The sequence below is a fragment of the Streptomyces sp. NPDC002884 genome, from assembly GCF_040295245.1.
Taxonomy (GTDB): domain Bacteria; phylum Actinomycetota; class Actinomycetes; order Streptomycetales; family Streptomycetaceae; genus Streptomyces.
Map to the genome: position 1 here is coordinate 188041 of NZ_JBEOVB010000007.1, position 21742 is coordinate 209782.

General features: G+C 70.4%; 18 protein-coding genes. 10 read left to right on the forward strand and 8 right to left on the reverse strand.

Features of this window, described 5'->3' with window-relative positions; all coding sequences use genetic code 11:
- Positions 1-76 precede the first annotated feature (76 nt).
- The gene (locus ABT070_RS17400; protein ID WP_451101249.1) at positions 77-1021 is read left to right on the forward strand and encodes a 1-aminocyclopropane-1-carboxylate deaminase/D-cysteine desulfhydrase; all 945 of its coding nucleotides are present in this window, start codon (positions 77-79) and stop codon (positions 1019-1021) included.
- Between the two features lie 25 nt (positions 1022-1046).
- Here the strand turns inward: ABT070_RS17400 and ABT070_RS17405 are convergent, their stop codons facing one another.
- Entirely contained in the window at positions 1047-2645 is a 1599-nt protein-coding gene (locus ABT070_RS17405; protein WP_351760999.1) for a Na+/H+ antiporter, read from the reverse strand.
- Positions 2646-2705: 60 nt separating this feature from the next.
- Between ABT070_RS17405 and ABT070_RS17410 the strand changes: the two genes are divergently transcribed.
- The 3 genes from ABT070_RS17410 to ABT070_RS17420 all read left to right on the forward strand — a co-directional run bounded on the left by ABT070_RS17410 (position 2706) and on the right by ABT070_RS17420 (position 4757).
- Positions 2706-2966, forward strand: a complete 261-nt coding sequence (locus ABT070_RS17410) for a UBP-type zinc finger domain-containing protein (RefSeq protein WP_351761002.1) — start codon at positions 2706-2708, stop codon at positions 2964-2966.
- A gap of 268 nt (positions 2967-3234) precedes the next feature.
- The gene (locus ABT070_RS17415) at positions 3235-3648 is read left to right on the forward strand and encodes an ATP-binding protein (RefSeq protein WP_020130755.1); all 414 of its coding nucleotides are present in this window, start codon (positions 3235-3237) and stop codon (positions 3646-3648) included.
- 17 nt (positions 3649-3665) lie between these two features.
- Positions 3666-4757: an RNA polymerase sigma factor SigF gene (locus ABT070_RS17420; RefSeq protein WP_451101247.1), complete on the forward strand. Its 1092-nt coding sequence runs from the start codon at positions 3666-3668 to the stop codon at positions 4755-4757.
- Between the two features lie 29 nt (positions 4758-4786).
- On the opposite strand, the gene ABT070_RS17425 is transcribed toward ABT070_RS17420, so the two are convergent.
- Entirely contained in the window at positions 4787-5227 is a 441-nt protein-coding gene (locus ABT070_RS17425) for a hypothetical protein (protein ID WP_351761007.1), read from the reverse strand.
- 148 nt (positions 5228-5375) lie between these two features.
- Here ABT070_RS17425 and ABT070_RS17430 point away from each other — a divergent pair, with 148 nt between their 5' ends.
- Positions 5376-6344, forward strand: coding sequence for a diacylglycerol/lipid kinase family protein (locus ABT070_RS17430; RefSeq protein ID WP_351761010.1), 969 nt, complete (start codon positions 5376-5378; stop codon positions 6342-6344).
- A 319-nt stretch (positions 6345-6663) separates the two neighbouring features.
- On the forward strand, positions 6664-6921 hold the full coding sequence (locus ABT070_RS17435) for a WhiB family transcriptional regulator (protein ID WP_006380970.1): 258 nt from the start codon (positions 6664-6666) through the stop codon (positions 6919-6921).
- A 247-nt stretch (positions 6922-7168) separates the two neighbouring features.
- On the opposite strand, the gene ABT070_RS17440 is transcribed toward ABT070_RS17435, so the two are convergent.
- Positions 7169-8635 carry a sensor histidine kinase gene (locus tag ABT070_RS17440; RefSeq protein ID WP_351761451.1) on the reverse strand — a complete coding sequence of 489 codons (1467 nt, stop codon included), beginning with the start codon at positions 8633-8635 and terminating at the stop codon, positions 7169-7171.
- Positions 8636-9214: 579 nt separating this feature from the next.
- Between ABT070_RS17440 and nagB the strand changes: the two genes are divergently transcribed.
- Positions 9215-10000 (forward strand): glucosamine-6-phosphate deaminase, encoded by a 786-nt coding sequence (gene nagB / locus ABT070_RS17445; protein ID WP_351761012.1) that lies wholly within the window; start codon positions 9215-9217, stop codon positions 9998-10000.
- Between the two features lie 76 nt (positions 10001-10076).
- On the opposite strand, the gene ABT070_RS17450 is transcribed toward nagB, so the two are convergent.
- From ABT070_RS17450 to ABT070_RS17465, 4 genes are all read right to left on the reverse strand, one after another.
- Entirely contained in the window at positions 10077-11603 is a 1527-nt protein-coding gene (locus tag ABT070_RS17450; protein WP_351761015.1) for a glycoside hydrolase family 3 protein, read from the reverse strand.
- Positions 11604-11611: 8 nt separating this feature from the next.
- The gene (locus ABT070_RS17455; RefSeq protein ID WP_351761017.1) at positions 11612-12478 is read right to left on the reverse strand and encodes a carbohydrate ABC transporter permease; all 867 of its coding nucleotides are present in this window, start codon (positions 12476-12478) and stop codon (positions 11612-11614) included.
- A complete protein-coding gene (locus ABT070_RS17460) occupies positions 12475-13461 on the reverse strand; it encodes a carbohydrate ABC transporter permease (protein WP_351761020.1) in 987 nt (328 codons plus the stop codon). The genes ABT070_RS17455 and ABT070_RS17460 overlap by 4 nt, the downstream gene beginning before the upstream one ends.
- Positions 13462-13580: 119 nt before the next feature.
- Positions 13581-14861 carry an extracellular solute-binding protein gene (locus ABT070_RS17465; RefSeq protein ID WP_351761023.1) on the reverse strand — a complete coding sequence of 427 codons (1281 nt, stop codon included), beginning with the start codon at positions 14859-14861 and terminating at the stop codon, positions 13581-13583.
- 373 nt (positions 14862-15234) lie between these two features.
- On the opposite strand from ABT070_RS17465, the gene ABT070_RS17470 reads away from it, so the two are divergent.
- From ABT070_RS17470 to mctP, 3 genes are all read left to right on the forward strand, one after another.
- Positions 15235-15999 (forward strand): GntR family transcriptional regulator, encoded by a 765-nt coding sequence (locus tag ABT070_RS17470; protein ID WP_351761026.1) that lies wholly within the window; start codon positions 15235-15237, stop codon positions 15997-15999.
- 188 nt (positions 16000-16187) lie between these two features.
- Positions 16188-16472: a DUF3311 domain-containing protein gene (locus ABT070_RS17475; RefSeq protein ID WP_351761029.1), complete on the forward strand. Its 285-nt coding sequence runs from the start codon at positions 16188-16190 to the stop codon at positions 16470-16472.
- Positions 16469-18094, forward strand: a complete 1626-nt coding sequence (mctP, locus tag ABT070_RS17480; RefSeq protein WP_351761032.1) for a monocarboxylate uptake permease MctP — start codon at positions 16469-16471, stop codon at positions 18092-18094. The genes ABT070_RS17475 and mctP overlap by 4 nt, the downstream gene beginning before the upstream one ends.
- Before the next feature lie 25 nt (positions 18095-18119).
- On the opposite strand, the gene ABT070_RS17485 is transcribed toward mctP, so the two are convergent.
- The gene (locus ABT070_RS17485; RefSeq protein WP_351761035.1) at positions 18120-21701 is read right to left on the reverse strand and encodes an NACHT domain-containing protein; all 3582 of its coding nucleotides are present in this window, start codon (positions 21699-21701) and stop codon (positions 18120-18122) included.
- Positions 21702-21742: the final 41 nt, after the last annotated feature.

Below are 21742 nucleotides of genomic sequence, written 5' to 3' on the forward strand. Positions count from 1 at the left end.
TGCGCCGGTGCACTTCGTTCACGCGGCAAGCCTTTCATCACGGTCTGTGCTCGTGCTATTACCCGAAAGAGCGGGAATGGATCAACGCGGGCAGGGAACAGGTACGTTTCACCGAACGGTGTTCGACAATGGGCGGGTGACCGACCTCCGCCCCCACCTGCCGTCTCCCCTCCAGGAAGTGTCCGACGACCGGTTCGGGCGGCACGGCGTCCGGCTGCTGCTGAAGCGGGACGACCTGATCCACCCCGAGCTGGTCGGCAACAAGTGGCGCAAGCTCGCGCCCAACCTGGAGCGGGCGGCGGGGCGGACGCTGCTCACCTTCGGCGGCGCCTACTCCAACCACCTGCGGGCCACGGCCGCCGCCGGCCGGCTCCTCGGGCTGCCCACGGTGGGCGTGGTGCGCGGCGACGAGCTGGCCGGCCGGCCGCTGAACCCGTCGCTGGCCCGGTGCGCGGCCGACGGCATGCGGCTGCACTTCGTGGACCGCTCGACGTACCGTCGCAAGACCGAGCCGGACGTACTCGGCGAGCTGCTGGACGCGGTCGGCGCGCGGGACGCGTACGTCGTGCCCGAGGGCGGCAGCAACGCGGCGGCGGTCCGCGGCTGCCGGGCGCTCGGCGAGGAGCTGCGCGGCCGTACCGACGTCGTCGCCCTCGCCTGCGGCACCGGCGGCACCCTCGCCGGCCTGGCCGCAGGCCTCGCCCCCGGTCAGCGCGCCCTGGGCATACCGGTCCTCAGGGGAGGCTTCCTGGGCGACGGGATACGGGCGCTCCAGGAGGAGGCCTTCGGCGGCCGGCGGGGCGAGTGGCGGCTCGACGAACGCTTCCATTTCGGCGGATACGCCCGCCTCACCCCCGAGCTCGAGACCTTCGCCGCGGACTTCGAGCGACGTCACGCGGTGCCCGTGGAGCGTCTCTATGTCGCCAAGTCGCTCTACGGCCTTGTCGTCCTGGCAGAGGAGGGTGCCTTCCCGCGCGGCACGACCGTGACGGCCGTGATCACGGGCCGCCCGTTCCCCTGACGGCGCGGGCTGGCGGGCGACGGGCCTACGCCGCCTCCCGGAACGCCGCCGCCTCCTCCAGGTCCAGTCGGCGCAGCAGCGTGCGCAGCATCTCGTCGTCGATGTAGCGGCCGTCCCGCAGCCTGACGAACATCTCGCGCTCGGCGCTGATCATCTCGCGCGAGAGGCGCCGGTAGGTGTCGTCGACGGTCTCGCCGGTGACCGGGTTGACCTGCCCGAGGCGCTCCCAGACGGCGTTGCGGCGGCGCTCCAGGACGCTGCGCAGCCGGTCGGCGAGCGGCGGCGGCAGCGCGTTGCGCTCGTCGGACAGCAGCGCGTCCAGGCGCTCCTCGGCGACCCGGGAGGCCTGCGCCTGGGCGTTGGCCTCGGCGAGCGTCGCGGCCTGCGGGTCTGGCTCGGGGAACTTCAGCAGGCGGATCAGCGGCGGCAGGCTCAGCCCCTGCACCACCAGGGTGCCGATGACCGTCGTGAAGGTGAGGAAGAGGATCAGGTTGCGGTACGGGAAGGGCGCGTTGCCGTGGTCCACGGTGAGCGGGATGGAGAAGGCGATGGCGAGCGAGACCACGCCCCGCATGCCCGCCCAGGCGATGACGATCGGCCCCCGCCAGGTCGGATTCTCCTCCCGCGCGCGGATACGCGCCGACAGCAGCCGGGGCAGGAAGGTCGCCGGGTACACCCACAGGAAGCGCGCCGCCACGACCACGAGGAACAGCGCGACGGCGTACCAGGCGGCGTCCACGCCCTCGTAGGCGCCGAGGCCCTTCAGGACGACGGGGAGCTGGAGGCCGATCAGCGCGAAGACCGCCGACTCCAGGACGAAGGCGACCATCTTCCACACGGCCTCCTCCTGGAGGCGGGTCGCGAAGTCGACCTCCCACGCGCGGTGGCCCAGGTAGAGCGCGACGACGACCACCGCGATGACGCCGGAGGCGTGGAACTGCTCGGCCGCCGCGTACGCGACGAAGGGGATCAGCAGGGAGAGCGTGTTCTGGAGCAGGGGCTCCTTGAGGTGGGTGCGCAGCCAGTGCAGCGGGGCCATCAGGATCAGGCCGACGGCGGTCCCGCCGACGGCCGCCACCAGGAACTCCTCGATACCGCCGGCCCAGGACGCGCCCTCGCCGACCACGACCGCGAGGGCCACCTTGTAGGCGGTGATCGCGGTGGCGTCGTTCAGCAGCGACTCGCCCTGGAGGATCGTGGTGATCCGTGACGGCAGGCCGACCCGGCGGGCCACCGCCGTGGCCGCGACCGCGTCCGGCGGCGCCACCACCGCGCCCAGGACCAGCGCCGCCGTCAGCGGCAGCCCGGGAACGATCAGATAGGCGGCCCAGCCGACGGCGAAGGTCGCGAAGAGCACGTACCCGACCGACAGCAGGGCCACCGGCCGCAGCTGGGCGCGCAGGTCGAGATAGGAGCTGTCGGTGGCCGACGTGTAGAGCAGCGGAGGCAGCAGGAGCGGCAGCACGACGTCCGGGTCCAGGGTGTAGTCGGGCACCCCCGGCACATAGGACACCAGCAGGCCCACCGCCACCAGCAGCAGCGGCGCGGGCACCGGGGTGCGCCTGGCAGCCGCCGCGAACGCCGCGCTGCCGGCCACCAGCAACAGCAGTGGCATCACGTCCATGTCTCGCCCGCCCTCGTCTTTCCGCGCGATCGTGCGCGCGCCCGTCGTAATCTGGCAATCATGAAACAGTGCACGCACGCCGACGCGCTGCCCCACCCGGATCCCGTCCCGCTCGGTGAGACGTGTCCGGAGTGCCTGCGGGACGGCACCCACCCGGTGCAACTTCGGCTGTGTCTGACCTGCGGCCATGTCGGCTGCTGCGATTCCTCGCCGAGCCGGCACGCGACGGAGCACCACAAGGAGTCGGGTCACCCGGTGATGCGGACCTTCGAACCCGGCGAGAACTGGCGCTGGTGCTTCGTCGACCACGTGCTCGTATGAGGAGACCATGACGCCCCGGCCGTCCGGCGGGTACGGTTCGACCATCTGACGCCTGGGTACGTCAACCCGGCGCGCCCTGTTCCCATTTGGGCCGACCGACCACTAGACACGGAGCGTGTTCACAGCTTTACTGTGAGTGACGCCAGGGGGTTGGGGTCCCGGGGACAGAAACTTGAGAGCGCGATAGCGTCACCGCTGCACCACACACGCGTTACCCCGGGGGGCGACCCTCGGCCCCGAGAAAGCTTGTACCACCTTGGAGGTGAGGGTGTCCCAGATCGCAGGCGAGCCCGCGACCCAGGACTTCGTGGAAGTCCGGCTGCCGGCTGCGGGTGCCTACCTGTCGGTGCTGCGGACGGCCACGGCCGGCCTCGCGGCCCGTTTGGACTTCACCCTGGACGAGATCGAGGACCTGCGCATCGCGGTGGACGAGGCCTGCGCGATCCTGCTCCAGCAGGCCGTGCCGGGCTCGGTACTCAGTTGCGTGTTCCGACTCGTCGACGACTCACTGGAAGTCACCGTCTCCGCGCCGACCACGGACGGGCACGCCCCCTCACGGGACACCTTCGCCTGGACCGTCCTGTCCGCCCTCGCGGGCAAGGTGTCCTCCGCCGTCGACGAGGACAAGACCGTGACGATCAGTCTCTACAAACAACGCGGCGCGGGACCCGGGCCGGCGTGAGGAACGGGGACGGGCCGGTGCGGGACGAAGAGCGCGGCACACGGGAGCTGCCGGCCGAGAACGCCGAGATTCCAGTCTCTCCGGACGGTTCCCGACGCATGGCGGACGGTATCGACGGCATTCCCGAGCAGGCCCGGCCGCATCCGGAGGACGACTCGGTCTCCGCGCAGGCGGGTCCGCCGGAAGGTGCCGCGCAGGGCTCGCCTCGGGAGAGGCGGATCGGGGGCTCGCCCCCGGGCCGAGCAGAGGCGAGGGCTCGACAGAGGGCGACGGGCGGGACAATGAGCGAGCACCAGCGAGACGGCGAACAGAGCGTGCCGGGCACGCAGCACGAACCACCGGCCACCCCCGCCCCGGGGGACCGCAGCGGAGCGCGGGCGATGTTCGTCGAGCTGCGCAAGCTCGAGAGCAGCAGTGCCGAGTACGCGGAGATGCGCAACCAGCTGGTCCGCATGCATCTGCCGCTCGTCGAGCACCTCGCGCGGCGCTTCCGCAACCGCGGCGAGCCGCTGGACGACCTCACCCAGGTCGCCACCATCGGCCTGATCAAGTCGGTCGACCGCTTCGACCCGGAGCGCGGCGTGGAGTTCTCCACGTACGCGACCCCGACGGTCGTCGGCGAGATCAAGCGGCACTTCCGTGACAAGGGCTGGGCGGTGCGGGTGCCGCGCAGGCTCCAGGAGCTGCGCCTGGCGCTGACCACGGCGACGGCCGAGCTGTCGCAGCAGCACGGCCGCTCCCCCACGGTCCACGAGCTCGCCGAGAAGCTGGCGATCTCGGAGGAGGAGGTCCTGGAGGGCCTGGAGTCCGCCAACGCGTACTCCACCCTCTCCCTGGACGTGCCCGACACCGACGACGAGTCACCGGCGGTCGCGGACACCCTGGGCGCGGAGGACGAGGCGCTGGAGGGCGTCGAGTACCGGGAGTCCCTCAAGCCGCTCCTGGAGGATCTCCCGCCGCGCGAGAAGCGGATCCTGCTGCTGCGGTTCTTCGGCAACATGACCCAGTCGCAGATCGCGCAGGAGGTCGGCATCTCGCAGATGCACGTCTCGCGCCTGCTGGCCCGCACGCTGGCCCAGCTGCGGGAGAAACTGCTCGTCGAGGAATAGCGGCAAGCGGCACAGCGCCGGCGGCGCCGCTACTCCGATGCGCGGCCCGGCCCCCGGATCCCGAGGGCCCGGGTCGTCTCGCCGTTGACGAGCAGGACGAGCGACGCGACGGCGACGGCCGCGAGCGCGATGCCCGCCGGGATCGCCATGCTGTCGGCCTGCAGCAGGCTGTAGGCCACCGGCAGTGCCATGATCTGGGTGATGACGGCGGGTCCCCGGCTCCAGCCGCGCAGACCCAGCAGCCCACGGGCGGCGAGCAGCGGCAGCAGCGCGAGCACGATCAGCGTGACTCCGCCGGTGAGGGCCTGCTGACGGTCGTCCGGGTCGCCGCCGATCCCCAGGGCGAACATCCACACCCCGCCGACGACCAGCGCCAGCCCCTCCAGGGCGACGAGCGCGGCGGCGTACGTCAGCCGGCGCGGGCGGGGTTCTGCGGTTTCCGGGGCGGCGGGAGTCTGGTCACTGCTCACCCCAGAAGGGTAGCCCGCACCCCTGACCGGGCCACGGGCCGCCCGCGCGGGCTGGCGCGGAGCTCGTGTCGAGGCTCACCCCGCGATCTCTTACCCGATCCCCACCTCGGCCTGTGCCCGGTACCACCCAGTAGGTACGCTGCAACTCATGCGTGCACTTCTCGTGGTCAATCCGGCGGCAACCACTACGAGTGCACGGACGCGCGACGTCCTCATCCACGCGCTCGCGAGCGAGATGAAGCTCGAGGCGGTCACCACCGAGTACCGCGGGCACGCGCGCGACCTGGGCCGGCAGGCGGCGGACAGCGGAAACGTCGATCTGGTGGTGGCCCTCGGCGGCGACGGCACGGTCAACGAGGTGGTCAACGGCCTCCTGCACGACGGCCCCGATCCGGAGAACCTGCCCGGCATAGCGGTGGTCCCCGGCGGCTCCACCAACGTCTTCGCCCGCGCCCTGGGGCTGCCCAACGATCCGGTGGAAGCCACCGGCGCGCTGCTGGACGCCCTGCGTGAGGACAGAGAGCGCACGGTCGGGCTCGGTCTCGCCGCGGGTACGCCGGGCACGGAGGACGAGGCGGTGCCCTCGCGCTGGTTCACGTTCAACGCCGGGCTCGGCTTCGACGCCGGGGTGGTCGGACGGGTGGAGCAGCAGCGCGAGCGCGGCAGAAGATCCACCCATGCTCTTTACATCCGTCAGGCCGTGCGCCAGTTGTTGGGTGAGTCACAGCGCCGGCACGGGTCGATCACCCTGGAGCGGCCGGGCGCGGACCCGGTGACCGATTTGGTGCTGTCCATAGTCTGCAACACGGCTCCGTGGACCTATCTGGGCAATCGCCCGGTGTACGCGTCGCCTAAGGCCTCGTTCGATACAGGGCTCGACGTACTGGGTCTCAGCCGTCTGTCCACGGCCTCGGTTGCCCGATATGGCACCCAGTTGCTCACTTCGTCCCCCGAGCGGGGCCCGCACGGCAAGCATGCCGTCTCACTGCACGACCTGGACCAGTTCACCTTGCATTCGAAGGTCCCTCTGCCCCTTCAGATGGACGGTGACCACCTGGGGCTGCGAACAAGCGTGACGTTCACAGGCGTACGCCGTGCACTGCGTGTGATTGTGTGAGCAGAAAGGGCTGAAGTCCTTTCACTCGAACGTTTAGGCCAGGGTCCACCCCATGGAAGTACGGCTGTGACCTAGTCGACACCGAGGAATCAAAAAAAACTTTCCGGAAGGGGTTGTATCCGCCGCTGAGGTTTGCGAGTCTCTACGTGGCGATCGGGACAGCCCGCAACACCGGCATCCACTGATCACCGGAACCCCTCTTCAAACAACAGGACCGCGCCAGGGAACCTGGCTGGTGGCCCTTCACTTGTTGAGGGATTCGTGAAAGCGTTCACATTCACAAGCAACCCGCACGTAATACCAAGGAGAGGTAGCAGCCATGGACTGGCGTCACAACGCCGTTTGCCGCGAGGAAGACCCCGAGCTCTTCTTCCCCATCGGCAACACCGGTCCTGCGCTGCTGCAGATCGAGGAAGCCAAGGCCGTCTGCCGTCGCTGCCCGGTTATGGAGCAGTGTCTGCAGTGGGCGCTCGAGTCCGGTCAGGACTCCGGCGTCTGGGGTGGCCTCAGCGAGGACGAGCGTCGCGCGATGAAGCGCCGCGCCGCCCGCAACCGGGCCCGTCAGGCCACCGCCTGACAACACCCGCCCCGCAAGCCTGAGCTTGGCGGCGCGTACAGCGAGTACGCATCTCCCGCCCCCGAGCCGCAGCGCGCAGTACCCCCCGATGCGCAGCACAAGCTGGCAACGAGCATTCGAGCCCCGGACCCCTGAACGGTCCGGGGCTTCTTGCTGTGCGCCCGCGCTTTCCGCCCACGCCGCCACATGTCCGTGCCGTCACATGTCCGTGCCGTCGCCCGTCCGCAGTCGTCGCCGTCGCCGTCGGCTACTTCTGCGTGGGCACCGGGATGTCCAGGATCACCTGAGTGCCGCGCTCCGGCCCCGGGACCATGTCGAAGGTTCCGCCCAACTCGCCCTCCACCAGCGTCCGTACGATCTGCAGGCCGAGGTTGCCGGAGGTGTGCGGGTCGAAGCCCTCGGGCAGCCCGACGCCGTCGTCCTGGACGGTGACCAGGAGACGCATCTCCTTCGTCGTGCCGCCGCGGACCGCGGAGACCTCGACCGTGCCGGTGTCGCCCTCGCCGAAGCCGTGTTCCAGGGCGTTCTGGAGGATCTCGGTGAGGACCATGGACAGCGGGGTGGCGACCTCGGCGTCCAGGATGCCGAAGCGTCCGCTGCGCCGGCCGGCGACCTTGCCCGGCGAGATCTCGGCGACCATCGCCAGCACCCGGTCGGCGATCTCGTCGAACTCCACCCGCTCGTCCAGGTTCTGAGACAGCGTCTCATGCACGATGGCGATCGAGCCGACCCGGCGGACCGCCTCCTCCAGCGCCTCCCGGCCGCGCTCGGACTCGATACGCCGGGCCTGGAGACGCAACAGGGCCGCCACCGTCTGGAGGTTGTTCTTCACCCGGTGGTGGATCTCCCGGATGGTCGCGTCCTTGGTGATCAACTCACGCTCGCGACGGCGCAGTTCGGTGACGTCCCGGAGCAGCACGAGCGCGCCGATCCGGGTGCCCTTGGGCTTGAGCGGGATCGCCCGGAACTGGATGACCCCGTCCTTGGCCTCGATCTCGAACTCGCGGGGCGCCCAGCCGCTGGCGACCTTGGCGAGCGCCTCGTCCACCGGACCCCGGGTCGGGGCGAGTTCGGCGGTGGTCAGGCCGAGGTGCTGGCCGACCAGGTCGGAGGCGAGGCCCATGCGGTGGTAGGCCGACAGCGCGTTCGGGGAGGCGTACTGGACGATTCCGTCGACGTCGACGCGGATCAGGCCGTCGCCGGCGCGCGGGGCCGCGTCCATGTCCATCTGCTGGTTGGGGAAGGGGAAGGAGCCGGCCGCGATCATCTGCGCGAGGTCGGAGGCGCTCTGGAGGTAGGTGAGCTCCAGGCGGCTGGGGGTACGCACGGTGAGCAGATTGGTGTTGCGGGCGATGACCCCGAGGACACGCCCCTCACGCCGTACGGGGATCGACTCGACCCGCACGGGGACCTCCTCGCGCCACTCCGGGTCGCCCTCGCGCACGATCCGGCCCTCGTCCAGGGCGGCGTCGAGCAGCGGGCGGCGGCCGCGCGGGACGAGGTGTCCGACCATGTCGTCCTGGTAGGAGGTGGGGCCGGTGTTGGGCCGCATCTGGGCGACGGAGACATAGCGGGTGCCGTCGCGGGTGGGGACCCACAGGACCAGGTCGGCGAAGGAGAGGTCGGAGAGCAGCTGCCACTCCGAGACCAGCAGGTGGAGCCACTCGAGGTCGGAGTCGTCGAGTGCGGTGTGCTGGCGTACGAGTTCGTTCATGGAGGGCACGTCTGCGAGCGTACCTGTGGGTTTGTGCGGGGCCTAAACCCGCCTGCGGCGCGCGGTCGGCCGTATGCGGACCGGGCCCGGAAACACCCGCGGGCCGCGGCGCCTGAGAGGGACCCTCAGCCCTCCCGGCACCGCAGCCCGGAGCAATATCGGCCGCGGGGTGTGCGGTCCCGTCGACCGAAGGGTGAGGAGCCGGGGCAGTCAGGGCAGAGAGCACCGGATCCTCGGTCCGCCCTCCTGTGCGGGGAAGGCGGAAGTTCTGTGTCTCGCTTCCTTCCATTGTGGACTAGACCACTAGGGGTGTCCATGTGTGGAAGGTCGTTCGTTGTTGTGGGTATTCGGACGCTCTGACATCCACAACGCAGCCTAGCCTGTGCGGGTTCCCGCGCGGGGCCAGTTACGCGGGGCATTTTCCGCGATCCGCTCCACACCCGGCCGCCTCCGCCTTCCGCCCCCGAAGACGGACCCTGCCGATTCTGTTAGATTGACCTCATAGATTGGTCTAAACCACATTGCCCACCACATAGCCCTTCCGGGCCCCCCGAGCCCCTCTCAGAACGGCAGGCCAGCGTGGAAGTTGTCATCGTTGCGGACGCCCGGTCGGGCGGCCAGCTCATCGCCGAGGCCATGGCGCAGCTCCTGCGGCGCAAGCCGGACGCCCTGCTCGGTGTGGCCACCGGCTCCACCCCGCTGCCCGTCTACCAGGCGCTGGCGGCCGAGGTGCGCTCCGGATCGGTGGACACCGCACGGGCCCGGATCGCCCAGCTCGACGAGTACGTGGGCCTGCCCGCCGAGCATCCCGAGTCCTACCGCTCGGTGCTGCGGCGCGAGGTGCTGGAGCCGCTCGGCATCAGCATGGAGGCCTTTCTCGGGCCGGACGGCACGGCCACCGACGTACAGGCCGCGTGCGAGGCGTACGACCGCGCGCTGGCCGCGGCCGGCGGAGTGGACCTCCAGCTGCTCGGGATCGGCACCGACGGACACATCGGGTTCAACGAGCCGTGCTCGTCGCTGCGCTCGCGGACCCGGATCAAGACGTTGACCGAGCAGACCCGGGTGGACAACGCCAGGTTCTTCGACGGGGACATCGAACAGGTGCCGCATCACGTCATCACCCAGGGCATCGGGACGATCCTGGAGGCGCGGCACCTGGTGCTGCTCGCCACCGGGGAGGGCAAGGCGGACGCCGTCGCGGCCACCGTCGAGGGACCGGTCGCCGCGGTGTGCCCGGCCTCCGCGCTCCAGCTGCACCCGCACGCGACGGTCGTCGTCGACGAGGCCGCCGCGTCCAAGCTGAAGCTCGCGGAGTACTTCCGGCACACGTTCGGCAACAAGCCGGCGTGGCAGGGCATCTGAGAGCGCCACCACCACCGGCCACGACGAAGGCGCCGGACTCCTGAAGAGGAGTCCGGCGCCTTCGTCGTGGCGGCGCTCAGGCGTGCGTGCCCGCCGCGATGACCTCCGCCGCCGCGCGGCCGCACACCCGGGCCGCGCCGTGGGTGGCGATGTGCAGGGCGCCCCGGGGCGGGGCCTGGGGCACGCCCATCTCGACGACGACCGTGTCCGGGCGCGCCGTGAGGAGCCTGTCGAGGGCCGCCGTCATCCAGGGGTGCCGGTGCTCGTCGCGGACCACGGCGACGATCCGCCGCTCCCCCGCCGCGACCAGCGCCGCGTGGCCCGCGTCCGTGCCCGCGAAGCTGCCGGTCTCCGTCCCCGGCAGCAGCCTGCCCAGCTCCGCGGCCACACCCCACGGGGTCTCGTCACCGACGGCGATGTTCGCGACCGGGGTGAGCGCGGCCACGTACGGCGGCTCGGTGAGCGGGGTGAAGACGTCGTCGCCGGTGAGGCGCAGCGCCCGGCGGGCGGCGATCAGCCCGACATCGGCCCGCCCGGCGCTCCGGTCCGGGTGCGCCGCCCCTTCTCCGGCGCCGACCGCGGCCGTGCTCCGTGCAGCCGTCCAGCGGGCCAGTGCGCGCACCCGCTCCGCCGCGTCCGCGAGGCGCTGCTCGGGGAGTTCCCCGGTGCGGACGGCGGTGACCAGGGCGTCGCGCAGCCGGCGTACCGTCTCGTCGTCCGCCAGGCCGCCGCCCACGCAGATGGCGTCGGCGCCCGCCGCGACGGCGAGGACACTGCCGCGCTCGATGCCGTAGGCCGCGGCGACGGCCTGCATCTCCATGCCGTCGGTGACGATCAGGCCGTCGTAGCCGAGTTCCTCGCGGAGCAGGGTGGTGAGGATGCGCGGGGAGAGGGTCGCAGGCCGGGCCGGGTCCAGGGCGGGGACCAGGATGTGCGCGCTCATCACGGCGCGGGTGCCGACGGCGATGGCGGCGCGGAACGGTGTCAGTTCGCGTTCCGTCAGGACCGCCGGGTCGGCGTCTATGCGCGGGAGCGCGTGGTGGGAGTCGACGGCGGTGTCGCCGTGCCCCGGGAAGTGCTTGGTGCAGGCCGCCACTCCCGCCGACTGCAGGCCGGTGACGTAGGCGGCGGTGTGCCGGGCGACCAGGCCCGGGTCGGCGCCGAACGAGCGGACACCGATGACCGGGTTCGCGGGGTTGGAGTTCACGTCGGCGGAGGGCGCCCAGTTGAGGTTGACGCCGCACTCGGCGAGGCGGCGGCCCAGCTCCGCGGCGACCTCCAGCGTGAGCGAGACGTCGTCCACCGCGCCCAGCGCGTGGTTGCCGGGGAAGCTGGAGCCGGTGCGCACCTCGAGGCGCGTGACGTCTCCGCCCTCCTCGTCGATCGCGACCAGGACGTCGTCCCGCTCCGTGCGCAACTGCGCGGTCAGCGAGGCGAGTTGTTCCGGTGAGGCGATGTTCCTGCCGAACAGGCCCACCGATGCCAGGCCCTCGCCCAGGCGGCGCAGCAGCCAGTCGGGGGCGGTGGTTCCGGGGAAACCGGGTTGGAGGACCGTCAGGGCGTCACGGGTGAGAGTGTCCGTGCCGCTGGCGATTGTCGTCATCGGGGGCGTTATCCCTTCACGGCGCCCGCGGTCAGCCCCGCGGCCATCTTGCGCTGGACGAGGAGGAACAGGGCGACGATCGGTAGGGCCATCATGGTGGCGCCGGCCATCATCGGGGCGTACTCGGTGCCGTGCTTGGTGGAGAAGTTGCTGAGCCACACGGTGGCCGTCTGGTTCTTCTGGCTGAGCAGCATCAGGGCGTAGAGGTACTCGTTCCAGGCCTGGATGAAGCCGTAGACCGAGGTGGCGACCATGCCCGGGGCCAGCAGGGGGAAGACCACCCGGACGAAGGCCCCGGTGCGGGAGCAGCCGTCGACCATCGCGGCCTCCTCCAGCTCCTTCGGGATGTTGACGATGAAGCCGCGCAGCGTCCACACCGTGAAGGGGAGGATGAAGGTCAGGTACGTGAGGATCAGGCCGGACAGCTTGTCGTACTGACCCAGGTCGTTCAGGAGCAGGAAGACCGGGATGATCATGGCGACGAGCGGGACCATCTGGACGGCCAGGATGCCGACGATCACGACCTTGCGGCCGCGGAAGGCGAACCGGGAGATGGCCAGGGCGGCCAGCATGCCGACGACGACACCGATCGCGACGACCGCCAGGGAGACGAGCAGGCTGCGGCCCACCGGGCCCCAGAAGTCGGCGATGTGCAGCGCGCGGCTGAAGTTGTCGAGGGTGATTCCCGTCGGCAGCAGGCTCGGGTCCGGGTCGATGGCGTCCTTCGCCGGCTTGAACGCGGTGTTGAGCATCCAGTAGACGGGGAAGCCCGCGACGGCGAAGACCAGCAGGCCGAGGAGGTTCCAGCCGAACTTCGGCTTGCGGCGCCCGGACCGGCTGCCCGCCCGGCTCGCCTCGGCGGCAACGGCGCTCATTCGACCTCTCCGATCTTCAGCATCTGTCGCATGTAGACGGCGACCACTCCGAGCAGCAGCACCACGGTGACCAGGGCGATCGCCGAGCCCTGTCCGTAGTCGTTGACGACGAAGGCGCGGTCGTAGGAGTACGTCGTCAGGATCTGGAACTCCGCTTCCGGGTGTCCGTTGCGCATGACGAAGACCTGGGGGAAGACGCCCATGTCCCAGATGACCGACAGGGTCGTGAGCATCACGATGATCGGCTTGAGGATGGGCAGGGTGACGTACCGGAACACGCCCCAGGCGCCCGCGCCGTCGAGGCGGGCGGCCTCCTCCAGCTCGGCCGGCACCTGGGTGAGGCCGGCGCTGAGGGTGATGACCACGAAGGGCACGGCGCCCCAGACGACGAGGAGCATGATGACCGCCAGCCCCTGCGGCCCACTGGCGAACCAGTTGTGGCCGATCAGCTCGACGCCCGGCAGCCTGCTCAGGACCGCGTTGAGGATGCCGTAGTCGGCGTCGAACAGCCACTTGAAGACCGTGGTGGCGACGATGACCGGCATGCCCCAGCCGGCCACGAGCGCGATGTTGACGAGGGTCTTCACCCAGCCGGAGACCCGCTGGAGGAGCAGCGCGATCAGCATGCCGATGACCATCGTGAAGATCACGCAGCCGGCCGCGAAGACGACCGTGCGCAGGACGACCTGCCAGAACTCGCCGTCTCCCAGCACGCCGGTGAAGTTGTCGAAACCGACCGACTCGGCCGGCTGGAAGCCCCACAGCTGGGACTGCCCGAACTTCTGGAAGGAGAGGGTGACCAGCCGGACCAGCGGATAGCCCATCACCAGGGCGAGGACCAGCAGGCAGGGGGCGAGGAGCAGCCAGGGGGTCGCTGCCCCGCCGGAACTCCGGCCGCCGCGTGGTCTTGGCACCACGGGTGGTGGTGGCGGCGACTGCCGCGTCGGCGGCACTTTGGCAGTGGTCGTGTCTGCGGCACTCATCCGCGCGCTCCTCAGCGGTCCCTCGGGTCGTACGAAGGCGAAGCCCCGTACGGGTCGTACGGGAGGCAGGGCCCCGCCCCGTTGAAGCCCTCCGGGGTCGACGGGGCCCTGCTCTCAGGTCACTTGTTGTTGATGACCTTGTCGATCGCGGCGTCCGCTTCCTTCGCGGCGGCCTCGACCGTCTTCTTGCCGGTGCCGATGCTCTGGAGCATGGTCTGGAGCACCTGGGCCTTCTCGACCTGGCCCCAGCCGGGCGCCATCGGGACGAACCAGTTGGACTCGGCGGCGGTGGCCGGGACCGCGGTGGCCGGATCGCTCTTGAGGGTGGCGAGGTCGGTCTTGTTGTTGGGCAGGTTGCCCTTGGCGATCAGACCCTTCTGGCCGGACGGGCCGGTGAACGCGTTGATCCACTCGGCGGCGAGGGCCTGCGCGTCCGACTTCACCGGGACGGCGAGGTCGGAGCCGCCCAGGAAGACGGGGAGGTTCTTGCCGGACGGGCCGGGCATCACGAAGTTCTCGACGTTGTTCGCGAGCTTGCCGGTCTTGTCGTTCTCCTTCGCCGCGGCGGTCGCGCCCTCCCAGGCGGGGGCGAAGATCATGCCGGACTTGCCCTGGCCGTAGACGATGTACCGGTCGGACTCGTCCTTGGTCTTGTCGCCGTGCATGTACTTGTCGAGGACGGTCTTGAACTCGTTGAGGCCCTTGATCGACTCGGGCGAGGACAGGTTGGCCTTCCACTGGCCGCCGTCCTCCTTGGCGATCGAGCCGCCGGCGTCGTAGACGAAGGACATGGCCGCGTACCAGTCACGGCTGGGCTGGTACCAGGCGGAGAACTTGTCGCCCTCCTTCTTCTGGACCTTGTCCAGCGCGGCGGTCAGCTCGGTGTACGTCTTCGGCGTGGTCTTGACGCCGGCCGAGGCGAAGAGGTCCTTGCGCCAGTTGGCGACCCGGCCGCCCGCGTAGTACGGGACGCCGTAGGTCTTGCCGTCGTAGGTCACCGAGGCCTTGAGGCCGTCGAGCCAGGCGGAGGAGTTGTCGAACTTGGCCGTGTCGAGGGGAGCGAAGGCGCCCTTGACCATGTAGCCGAGCATCTCGGTGTTGCCCATCTCGACGACGTCGGGGGCCTTGTCGGTGGCCAGGACCGCGTCGAGCTTGGCGTTCTTGTCCGGCCAGCCGTAGTACTCGTGGTTGATCTTGACGCCGGGGTGCGCCTTCTGCACCGCCGCGTCGGCGGCCTTCACGAGCTCGGGCCAGTTGTTCTGCGCGTCGACGGTGAGCCAGACCGTCAGCTCCTTGGCGTCGGTGCCCTTCGAGTCCCCGCTGCCACTGTCGTCCCCGCACGCCGCGATGGAGACCATCATGCCCGCGATACCGATCGCGGCTATCAGCTTGCGCTTCACGCCATCCTCCTCAGGGATGCCACACCCCCCGCCCACGGGCCGGGACCTCGATCTGGACCAATGGTGTAGACCAGTGCGCAGAGCTTGGCTCAGACCAATAAGCCTGTCAAGGGTGGCCGAACCCCCTCCGAACAGCCGTTATGGGACCTACATATGCAGGAACCTTTAAGTAAGAAGCCGTCGAAAACCTCGACCGCGGAGGCTCCCGCTCCGGTAGACCATTTGCCCTGGTGGACTAGACCAGCAAAGGTTGCGACGGTATACAGAGGGATCACGGAACGGTGGAGCAGCATCCCCCGCGTCCGTGCCACGATGTGACCCTCGGCCGACGGCGTGTCGGCCATTTCGGCACCCGCAGCCGGGAAGGCAGGACATGAGCACCGACGTCAGCAGTGCGGAGAACGAGGGTGGGGCGACCGTCCGTACCGCGCGTGTGCCCAAGTACTACCGTCTGAAGAAACACCTGCTCGACATCACGGAGACACAGTCCCCGGGCACCCCGGTCCCGCCGGAGCGCACCCTGGCGGCCGAGTTCGACACCTCGCGCACGACCGTCCGCCAGGCCCTCCAGGAACTCGTCGTCGAGGGCCGCCTCGAGCGCATCCAGGGCAAGGGCACCTTCGTCGCCAAGCCGAAGGTGTCCCAGGCGCTCCAACTCACCTCGTACACCGAGGACATGCGCGCCCAGGGCCTCGAACCGACCTCGCAGCTCCTGGACATCGGCTACATCACCGCCGACGACCGCCTCGCCGGTCTCCTCGACATAACGGCCGGCGTGCGGGTGCTGCGCATCGAGCGCCTGCGCATGGCCAACGGCGAACCGATGGCCATCGAGACGACCCATCTGTCGGCGAAGCGGTTCCCGGCCCTGCGCAGATCACTGGTCAAGTACACCTCGCTGTACACCGCCCTCGCCGAGGTCTACGACGTCCGTCTCGCCGAGGCCGAGGAGACCATCGAGACCTCGCTGGCCACCCCGCGCGAGGCGGGCCTGCTGGGCACCGACGTGGGCCTGCCGATGCTGATGCTCTCCCGCCACTCGCTGGACCAGGAGGGCCGGCCGGTGGAGTGGGTGCGGTCGGTGTACCGGGGCGACCGCTACAAATTCGTGGCGCGGCTGAAGCGGCCCACCGACTAGACCGGGCGGACCGCACGGTCCGGCGGACCGGGAAGACCGGGAAGAACGGGAAGAACGGGAAGAACGGGAAGAACGGGAAGACCGGTAGAGGGTCTGTGGAGGGTCTTCCGCTGGGCTTATCCGTCCCTTACATTGCCTGCGCATTACATCTGTGATCAAGGCGACCAGGTGAGGGGACGGAGCCACCGATGTCAGAGACCCCGGAAGTGACCAGGGAGCCGGTGGTGACGCCTGTGCGCGTCGCCATCGGCTTCTGTCTGATCGCGCCCTTCGTGGCGATGCTGTGGGTGGGTTCGTACGCGAAGGTGGATCCCGCGTTCATCGGGATCCCCTTCTTCTACTGGTACCAGATGCTGTGGGTGCCCCTCTCCGCAGCGCTCACCGTGACCGCGTACAAGCTGTGGCAGCGTGACCGGCGCGGCCGCGCCGCCGGTTCTTCGGCTTCCTCCGCGAAGGGCGGTGCGTCGGAGTGAAGGACGGCGTGAACGGCGTCGCGCTCGCCGTCTTCATCTTCTTCTTCCTGGCCGTCACGGTCATGGGCTTCCTGGCCGCGCGCTGGCGCAAGGCCGAGAACGACAGCCTCGACGAATGGGGCCTCGGCGGCCGGTCGTTCGGCACCTGGGTCACCTGGTTCCTGCTCGGCGGCGACCTGTACACCGCGTACACCTTCGTCGCCGTACCCGCGGCGATCTACGCGGCGGGCGCGGCCGGCTTCTTCGCGGTGCCGTACACGATCCTCGTCTACCCGCTGATCTTCACCTTCCTGCCCCGCCTGTGGTCGGTGTCCCACAAGCACGGCTATGTGACGACCTCGGACTTCGTGCGCGGCCGGTTCGGCTCGAAGGGCCTGTCGCTGGCGGTGGCCGTCACCGGCATCCTGGCGACGATGCCGTACATCGCGCTCCAACTGGTCGGCATCCAGGCCGTGCTCGACGTGATGGGCGTCGGCGGCGGCGAGGGCACCAACTGGTTCGTGAAGGACCTGCCGCTGCTGATCGCGTTCGGCGTGCTGGCGGCCTACACCTACTCCTCGGGTCTGCGGGCCCCCGCACTGATCGCGTTCGTGAAGGACACGCTGATCTACATCGTCATCGCGGTGGCGATCATCTACATCCCGATCAAGCTGGGCGGGTTCGACGACATCTTCGCCAAGGCGAGCGAGGCGTACAGCCAGACCAACCCGGCCACCGGCAAGCCTCGCGGCGCGCTGGCCCCGGCGGAGGCGGGCCAGTGGACGTACGCCACGCTGGCGCTGGGCTCGGCGCTGGCGCTGTTCATGTACCCCCACTCGATCACGGCGACGCTGTCGTCCCGCAGCCGTGAGGTGATCCGCCGCAACACCACGATCCTGCCGCTGTACTCCCTGATGCTGGGTCTGCTGGCGCTCCTGGGCTTCATGGCGATCGCGGCCGGGGTCAAGGTCACCAACGGACAGCTGGCGATCCCGCAGCTGTTCGAGGACATGTTCCCGTCCTGGTTCGCGGGGGTGGCGTTCGCGGCGATCGGCATCGGCGCGCTCGTGCCCGCGGCCATCATGTCGATCGCGGCCGCGAACCTCTTCACCCGCAACATCTACAAGGACTTCATCAAGCCGGACGCGACGCCCGCGCAGGAGACGAAGGTCTCCAAGCTGGTCTCGCTCCTGGTGAAGGTGGGCGCCCTGGTCTTCGTCCTCACCATGGACAAGACGGTCGCCATCAACTTCCAGCTGCTGGGCGGCATCTGGATCCTCCAGACGTTCCCGGCCCTGGTCGGCGGCCTCTTCACCCGCTGGTTCCACCGCTGGGCCCTGCTCGCCGGCTGGGCGGTCGGCATGGTCTACGGCACCTTCGCCGCGTACGGCGTCGCCTCCCCGACCCAGAAGCACTTCGGCGGCTCGTCGAAGGAGATCCCGGGCATCGGCGAGATCGGCTACATCGGTCTCACGGCGTTCGTGATCAACGTCGTCATCACCGTGGTGCTGACCTTCGTCCTGAAGGCGGCCAAGGCTCCCGAGGGCATCGACGAGACGAAGCCCTCGGACTACACGGCGGACGCGGGCGACCCGGGCGTGGCGGTGGAACTGCCCCCGGCGACGGCGGGCGCCGGCCACTAGGGGGTGCGCGATCGGCCGGACGGTCCTAGTCCCGCGTCCGTCTGGCCATCGCCTCCCAGAAGCGGTCCAGTTCGCGGACCCGCATGCCGACCCAGTGCGGGGTCTTCCTGCGCAGCCCCCGGGGCAGCCAGCGCCGGACGCTGCCGGGCAGCAGGGCCTGTTGCTGGCGGCAGAACGGCTCGCGGATCTCTCCCCGGGGCACACCGCCCCGGGGAGGGTACGGGCAGAGCTGGAACTTGCAGTCGGGCAGACAGGCCGAGCCCGGCGCGGGCGGGGTGGACGTGCCGATGCGCAGGCCGGGCCGGAGCGGCTCCCGGTCCGTACAGATGCACGGCGGCAACGACATCCCGGGCTGCTCCATGCGGGCCAGGCGTTCCTCGACCTCGTCCGGGTGCCCGTCCCGCTCGATGAGGTTCAGCATCACCAGGACGTCGGCGACGAGCCGTTGGGCGCGCGGGTCGAGGGTGCTCCAGCCGACCGAGGGGGGAATCCACAGGCTGTGCTTGCGGTATCCCCCGGCACTGCCCGCGCGGGCGCCGATGTTGTCGGCGACGCCCTTCTCGTCGATCCACAGGAACCGCTCGGGCTGTCCGGTCTCCAGGGCGAGGGCGATCAGGTCGCCGGCCTCGGCGACGAACGGATGCAGGCGCCGCCGGGCCGGTTCGCCGGGCCGGTCCGGGTGCCCCGGCACGGCGTTCACCGTGCCCGCCATCGACAGCCAGCGCCTCACCGTCCGTACGGCGGTGGCCCCGCCGAGCGGCTGGAACGGCTGGTGCCCGTCGGGACGGCCGCCGGCGCCGTCCGGGAGCTCCCACAGACACAGTGCCTGGAGCAGGCTGAGCTGCGCGTACCAGCAGCGTGACTGCTGGAGCACGGTCTCCGCCTGGCGGATCAGGTCGTCGCGGCCACCCCGGTAGGCCTGCGGGTGTCGGTGGCGCCGGTTCGCCGCGTACTTGAAGCCCTGGGCCAGCGCGGCCTCCAGGGCGAGCGGCAGATCGGGGGCGCCGCCGGTGAACTTCGGGTCGAGGTGGCGCAGCCACTTGGTGAGGCGTTCCCGGGCCTCGTCGCGATGGGCTTCGTCGACGGAGCCCAGGAGCATCGGGAGCATCCAGGCCCGCATCACGAACTCCCGGAACAGATCGACCCGTTGCTCGCGGTAGGACCGGTTGAGTTCCTTGCGTTCCTCCTGCAGCCGCCCGATGTCCTCGGCCGACGCGCCCCCCGGGGAGGTGCGGTCCGCCCGCGCCCTCCCCATGCGCGCCGACCATGCCTCGTACTCCCGCCTCTTCCATTCCCTCAGCTCGTCGAGCCGGTCGTTGTACTCCTTCACGGGGTCGCTGTTCAGGCCGACCCGCTCGCGGATCACGGCGAACGCCGGGTTGCCGCCGGTGCCGACCTCCTGGGCGACGACCAGGCGGATGGAGTAGGAGGGTTCCTGGATGCCCAGCCGGAAGAGCTCCCAGTACAGCGGGGTGGTGTCGACACGGTCGGAGACCTTCCGCAGCGCGGCGCCCAGCTGTTTGAGCACTCTGCGCTTGGAGTCCCTCAGGGTGCGCCGGTCCCCCTTGATGCCGGCCCAGTGTTCGCGCACCGCGGTGACGATCTCGCTCAGCAGTCTCGGGTCGTCCTCGGCGCTCTCGATCTCCAGGGCGGCCGCGTAGAGGTCCAGGGCCTTGGGGTCGTCGGTGCGGCGGCCCGCGGCGGCGCACAGCCGGTGGGCGAGCGGGCGGCCCCGCACGGGCGTCTGCCGTACCAGCTCCGCGATCTCCTTGCGTATCTCGGCCCGCACACCGTGCCCACGGGCCGGGGGGTCCGCCGCCCTGCCACGGGACAGCAGGACGAGGGCGATGAGCAGTTCGCGGCTGGGGCCGGGCGGCTGAAGCGCCTGTTCGGCCAGGTCGCCGGCGCCCCGCTCCCCCAGGTCGTTCAGCAGGCGGCAGCCGAAATAGGCCTGGATGATGCTGTGCGGGAAACGGACCCGGTACTCGAAGCCCTCCACCAGCCTGAGCTTGCTCGCGTGAGCCGCGAAGCGGGCGAGGACGGCACGGCACTGGTCCATGTTGCCCTCGCGCAGCCGCCTGCGCTCCTCGTCGCCGAGCCGCCCGCACAACGCGTCCCAGATCTGGCGCCGGTGCCAGTCGGAGACGGTGTTGCCGCGCTTGCCGTACTGGTCGAAGCCGCGGCCGGCCCACACGTGCTCGGCCCGGGCCCGCGCGCGCCGGGCCGGGCCGGGGTGCAGGACGTCCGGGTCGAGCAGCTCATCGAAGCCGACCTCCAGCTTGTCCTGGAGCAGTCCGACGCAGGCCAGGGCCGAGACCACTTCGAGCGTGTCGCGGCGCTCCGGCGGGGCCAGCGCGACGTCCTCGCGCAGCTTCCCCTCGCACAGCGCCTCGGCCCAGGTCTCCAGCAGCCAGAGCCGCAGGGTGGCGCGGTCGCGGCTGCGGGTGTTCATGTGCCGGGGATCGTCGTCCGGACGGTCGTGCTCCAGGATTCCGCGCCGGTGGAGTTCACGGGCGATCTGGAGATAGATCGGCGACTCGGTCACCTCCGCCGTCTCCACGATCCAGTCCACCCGGCGCTCGTCGGTCTCCGGGACGTCCGCCTCGACGAAGCGCAGCGCCTCCTCCTCGCTGAGCGGTTCCAGCACCACGATCGCGGCGGAGGTGGTCTCCAGCGGGCTGTGCGGCCGGGAGGCGATGACCAGGGGCAGCTTCTCCTCGCGGGCGCGCTCGATGGCCCGGCGGATGACGTTGTCCCGGTTCTGCTGCCGGCCGTCGTCGAGGAGGGCCTCCTCCAGGCCGTCGGCGAGGACCACCGGCTTGTCGTCGGCGAGGAGCTGTTGCCACACCCGGTCGGTCTTGCTGCGCGCGAGAACGCCCTTGGGCGCCTCCTGGGCGAAGCGCTGCCTCGCCAGGCGTTCGAAGTTCAGGTCGGCGCCGTCCGCCGCGTCCCGCAGTCTGACCGGCACCGGTACGGCGTTCTGGCGGGCCAGGAGTTCGGTGAGCCGTACGAGGACGGCGGTCTTCCCGGCTCCGACGCCGCCGACGAGCAGATACGGCCGCCGGGTGTCGCGCTCCCGCAGTCGCTCGGCGATGACCTGGGCGATGTCCTCGCGGCCCACGATCTCGGCGGTGTCGTATCCGGCGGTGGGCACCAGGCGGCGCGGATCCCGCAGTGCCTTGGTGAGGTAGCGCCGTTTGGTCCAGCGGTACCACCAGAACAGGAAGAGCGCGGCGGCGATCGAGGCGGCGAGGATCGGGCCGACGAACTTGAAGACGGTGTCGAACCCCTCGTTGCCCTGCCGCCACTGCTCGAAGCCGGTCGTGTCCTGCGTGACGAGGATGAACAGGCCTTCCCCGACCCAGGCGAGCAGCGCCAGCACGGCGACCAGCCAGATGACCCTGGTGACGTTGGCGTAGGAGACCCATCGGCGCCACTTCCGGGGGCGGGTGGCGCCGCGGCGGGCCTCCAGACGGATCGTCAGGGAATGCCAGCGGCCCACGCACCCGTGTCCGACGCGGTGTCCCGCCCGTCGCAGGGCCAGCGTGGCCATCGGCGCGTCGCGCGGTCGCTCCTTGCCGGGCGGGTGGCGGACGACCCTCGTCATGGCGTTCTCCTTGCGAGTTCCGGGAGCGGTTCGCGGGACGG

What these genes read in the sequence shown, in the direction of transcription:
- ABT070_RS17405 (WP_351760999.1), bottom strand. Translation starts at nt 2,645, where the DNA reads ATGGACGTGATGCCACTGCTGTTGCTGGTGGCCGGCAGCGCGGCGTTC.
- ABT070_RS17440 (WP_351761451.1), bottom strand. Translation starts at nt 8,635, where the DNA reads ATGAACGAACTCGTACGCCAGCACACCGCACTCGACGACTCCGACCTC.
- ABT070_RS17485 (WP_351761035.1), bottom strand. Translation starts at nt 21,701, where the DNA reads ATGACGAGGGTCGTCCGCCACCCGCCCGGCAAGGAGCGACCGCGCGAC.
- ABT070_RS17410 (WP_351761002.1), top strand. Translation starts at nt 2,706, where the DNA reads ATGAAACAGTGCACGCACGCCGACGCGCTGCCCCACCCGGATCCCGTC.
- ABT070_RS17475 (WP_351761029.1), top strand. Translation starts at nt 16,188, where the DNA reads ATGTCAGAGACCCCGGAAGTGACCAGGGAGCCGGTGGTGACGCCTGTG.
- ABT070_RS17450 (WP_351761015.1), bottom strand. Translation starts at nt 11,603, where the DNA reads ATGACGACAATCGCCAGCGGCACGGACACTCTCACCCGTGACGCCCTG.
- ABT070_RS17430 (WP_351761010.1), top strand. Translation starts at nt 5,376, where the DNA reads ATGCGTGCACTTCTCGTGGTCAATCCGGCGGCAACCACTACGAGTGCA.
- ABT070_RS17400 (WP_451101249.1), top strand. Translation starts at nt 77, where the DNA reads ATGGATCAACGCGGGCAGGGAACAGGTACGTTTCACCGAACGGTGTTC.
- ABT070_RS17460 (WP_351761020.1), bottom strand. Translation starts at nt 13,461, where the DNA reads ATGAGTGCCGCAGACACGACCACTGCCAAAGTGCCGCCGACGCGGCAG.
- ABT070_RS17470 (WP_351761026.1), top strand. Translation starts at nt 15,235, where the DNA reads ATGAGCACCGACGTCAGCAGTGCGGAGAACGAGGGTGGGGCGACCGTC.
- ABT070_RS17455 (WP_351761017.1), bottom strand. Translation starts at nt 12,478, where the DNA reads ATGAGCGCCGTTGCCGCCGAGGCGAGCCGGGCGGGCAGCCGGTCCGGG.
- ABT070_RS17435 (WP_006380970.1), top strand. Translation starts at nt 6,664, where the DNA reads ATGGACTGGCGTCACAACGCCGTTTGCCGCGAGGAAGACCCCGAGCTC.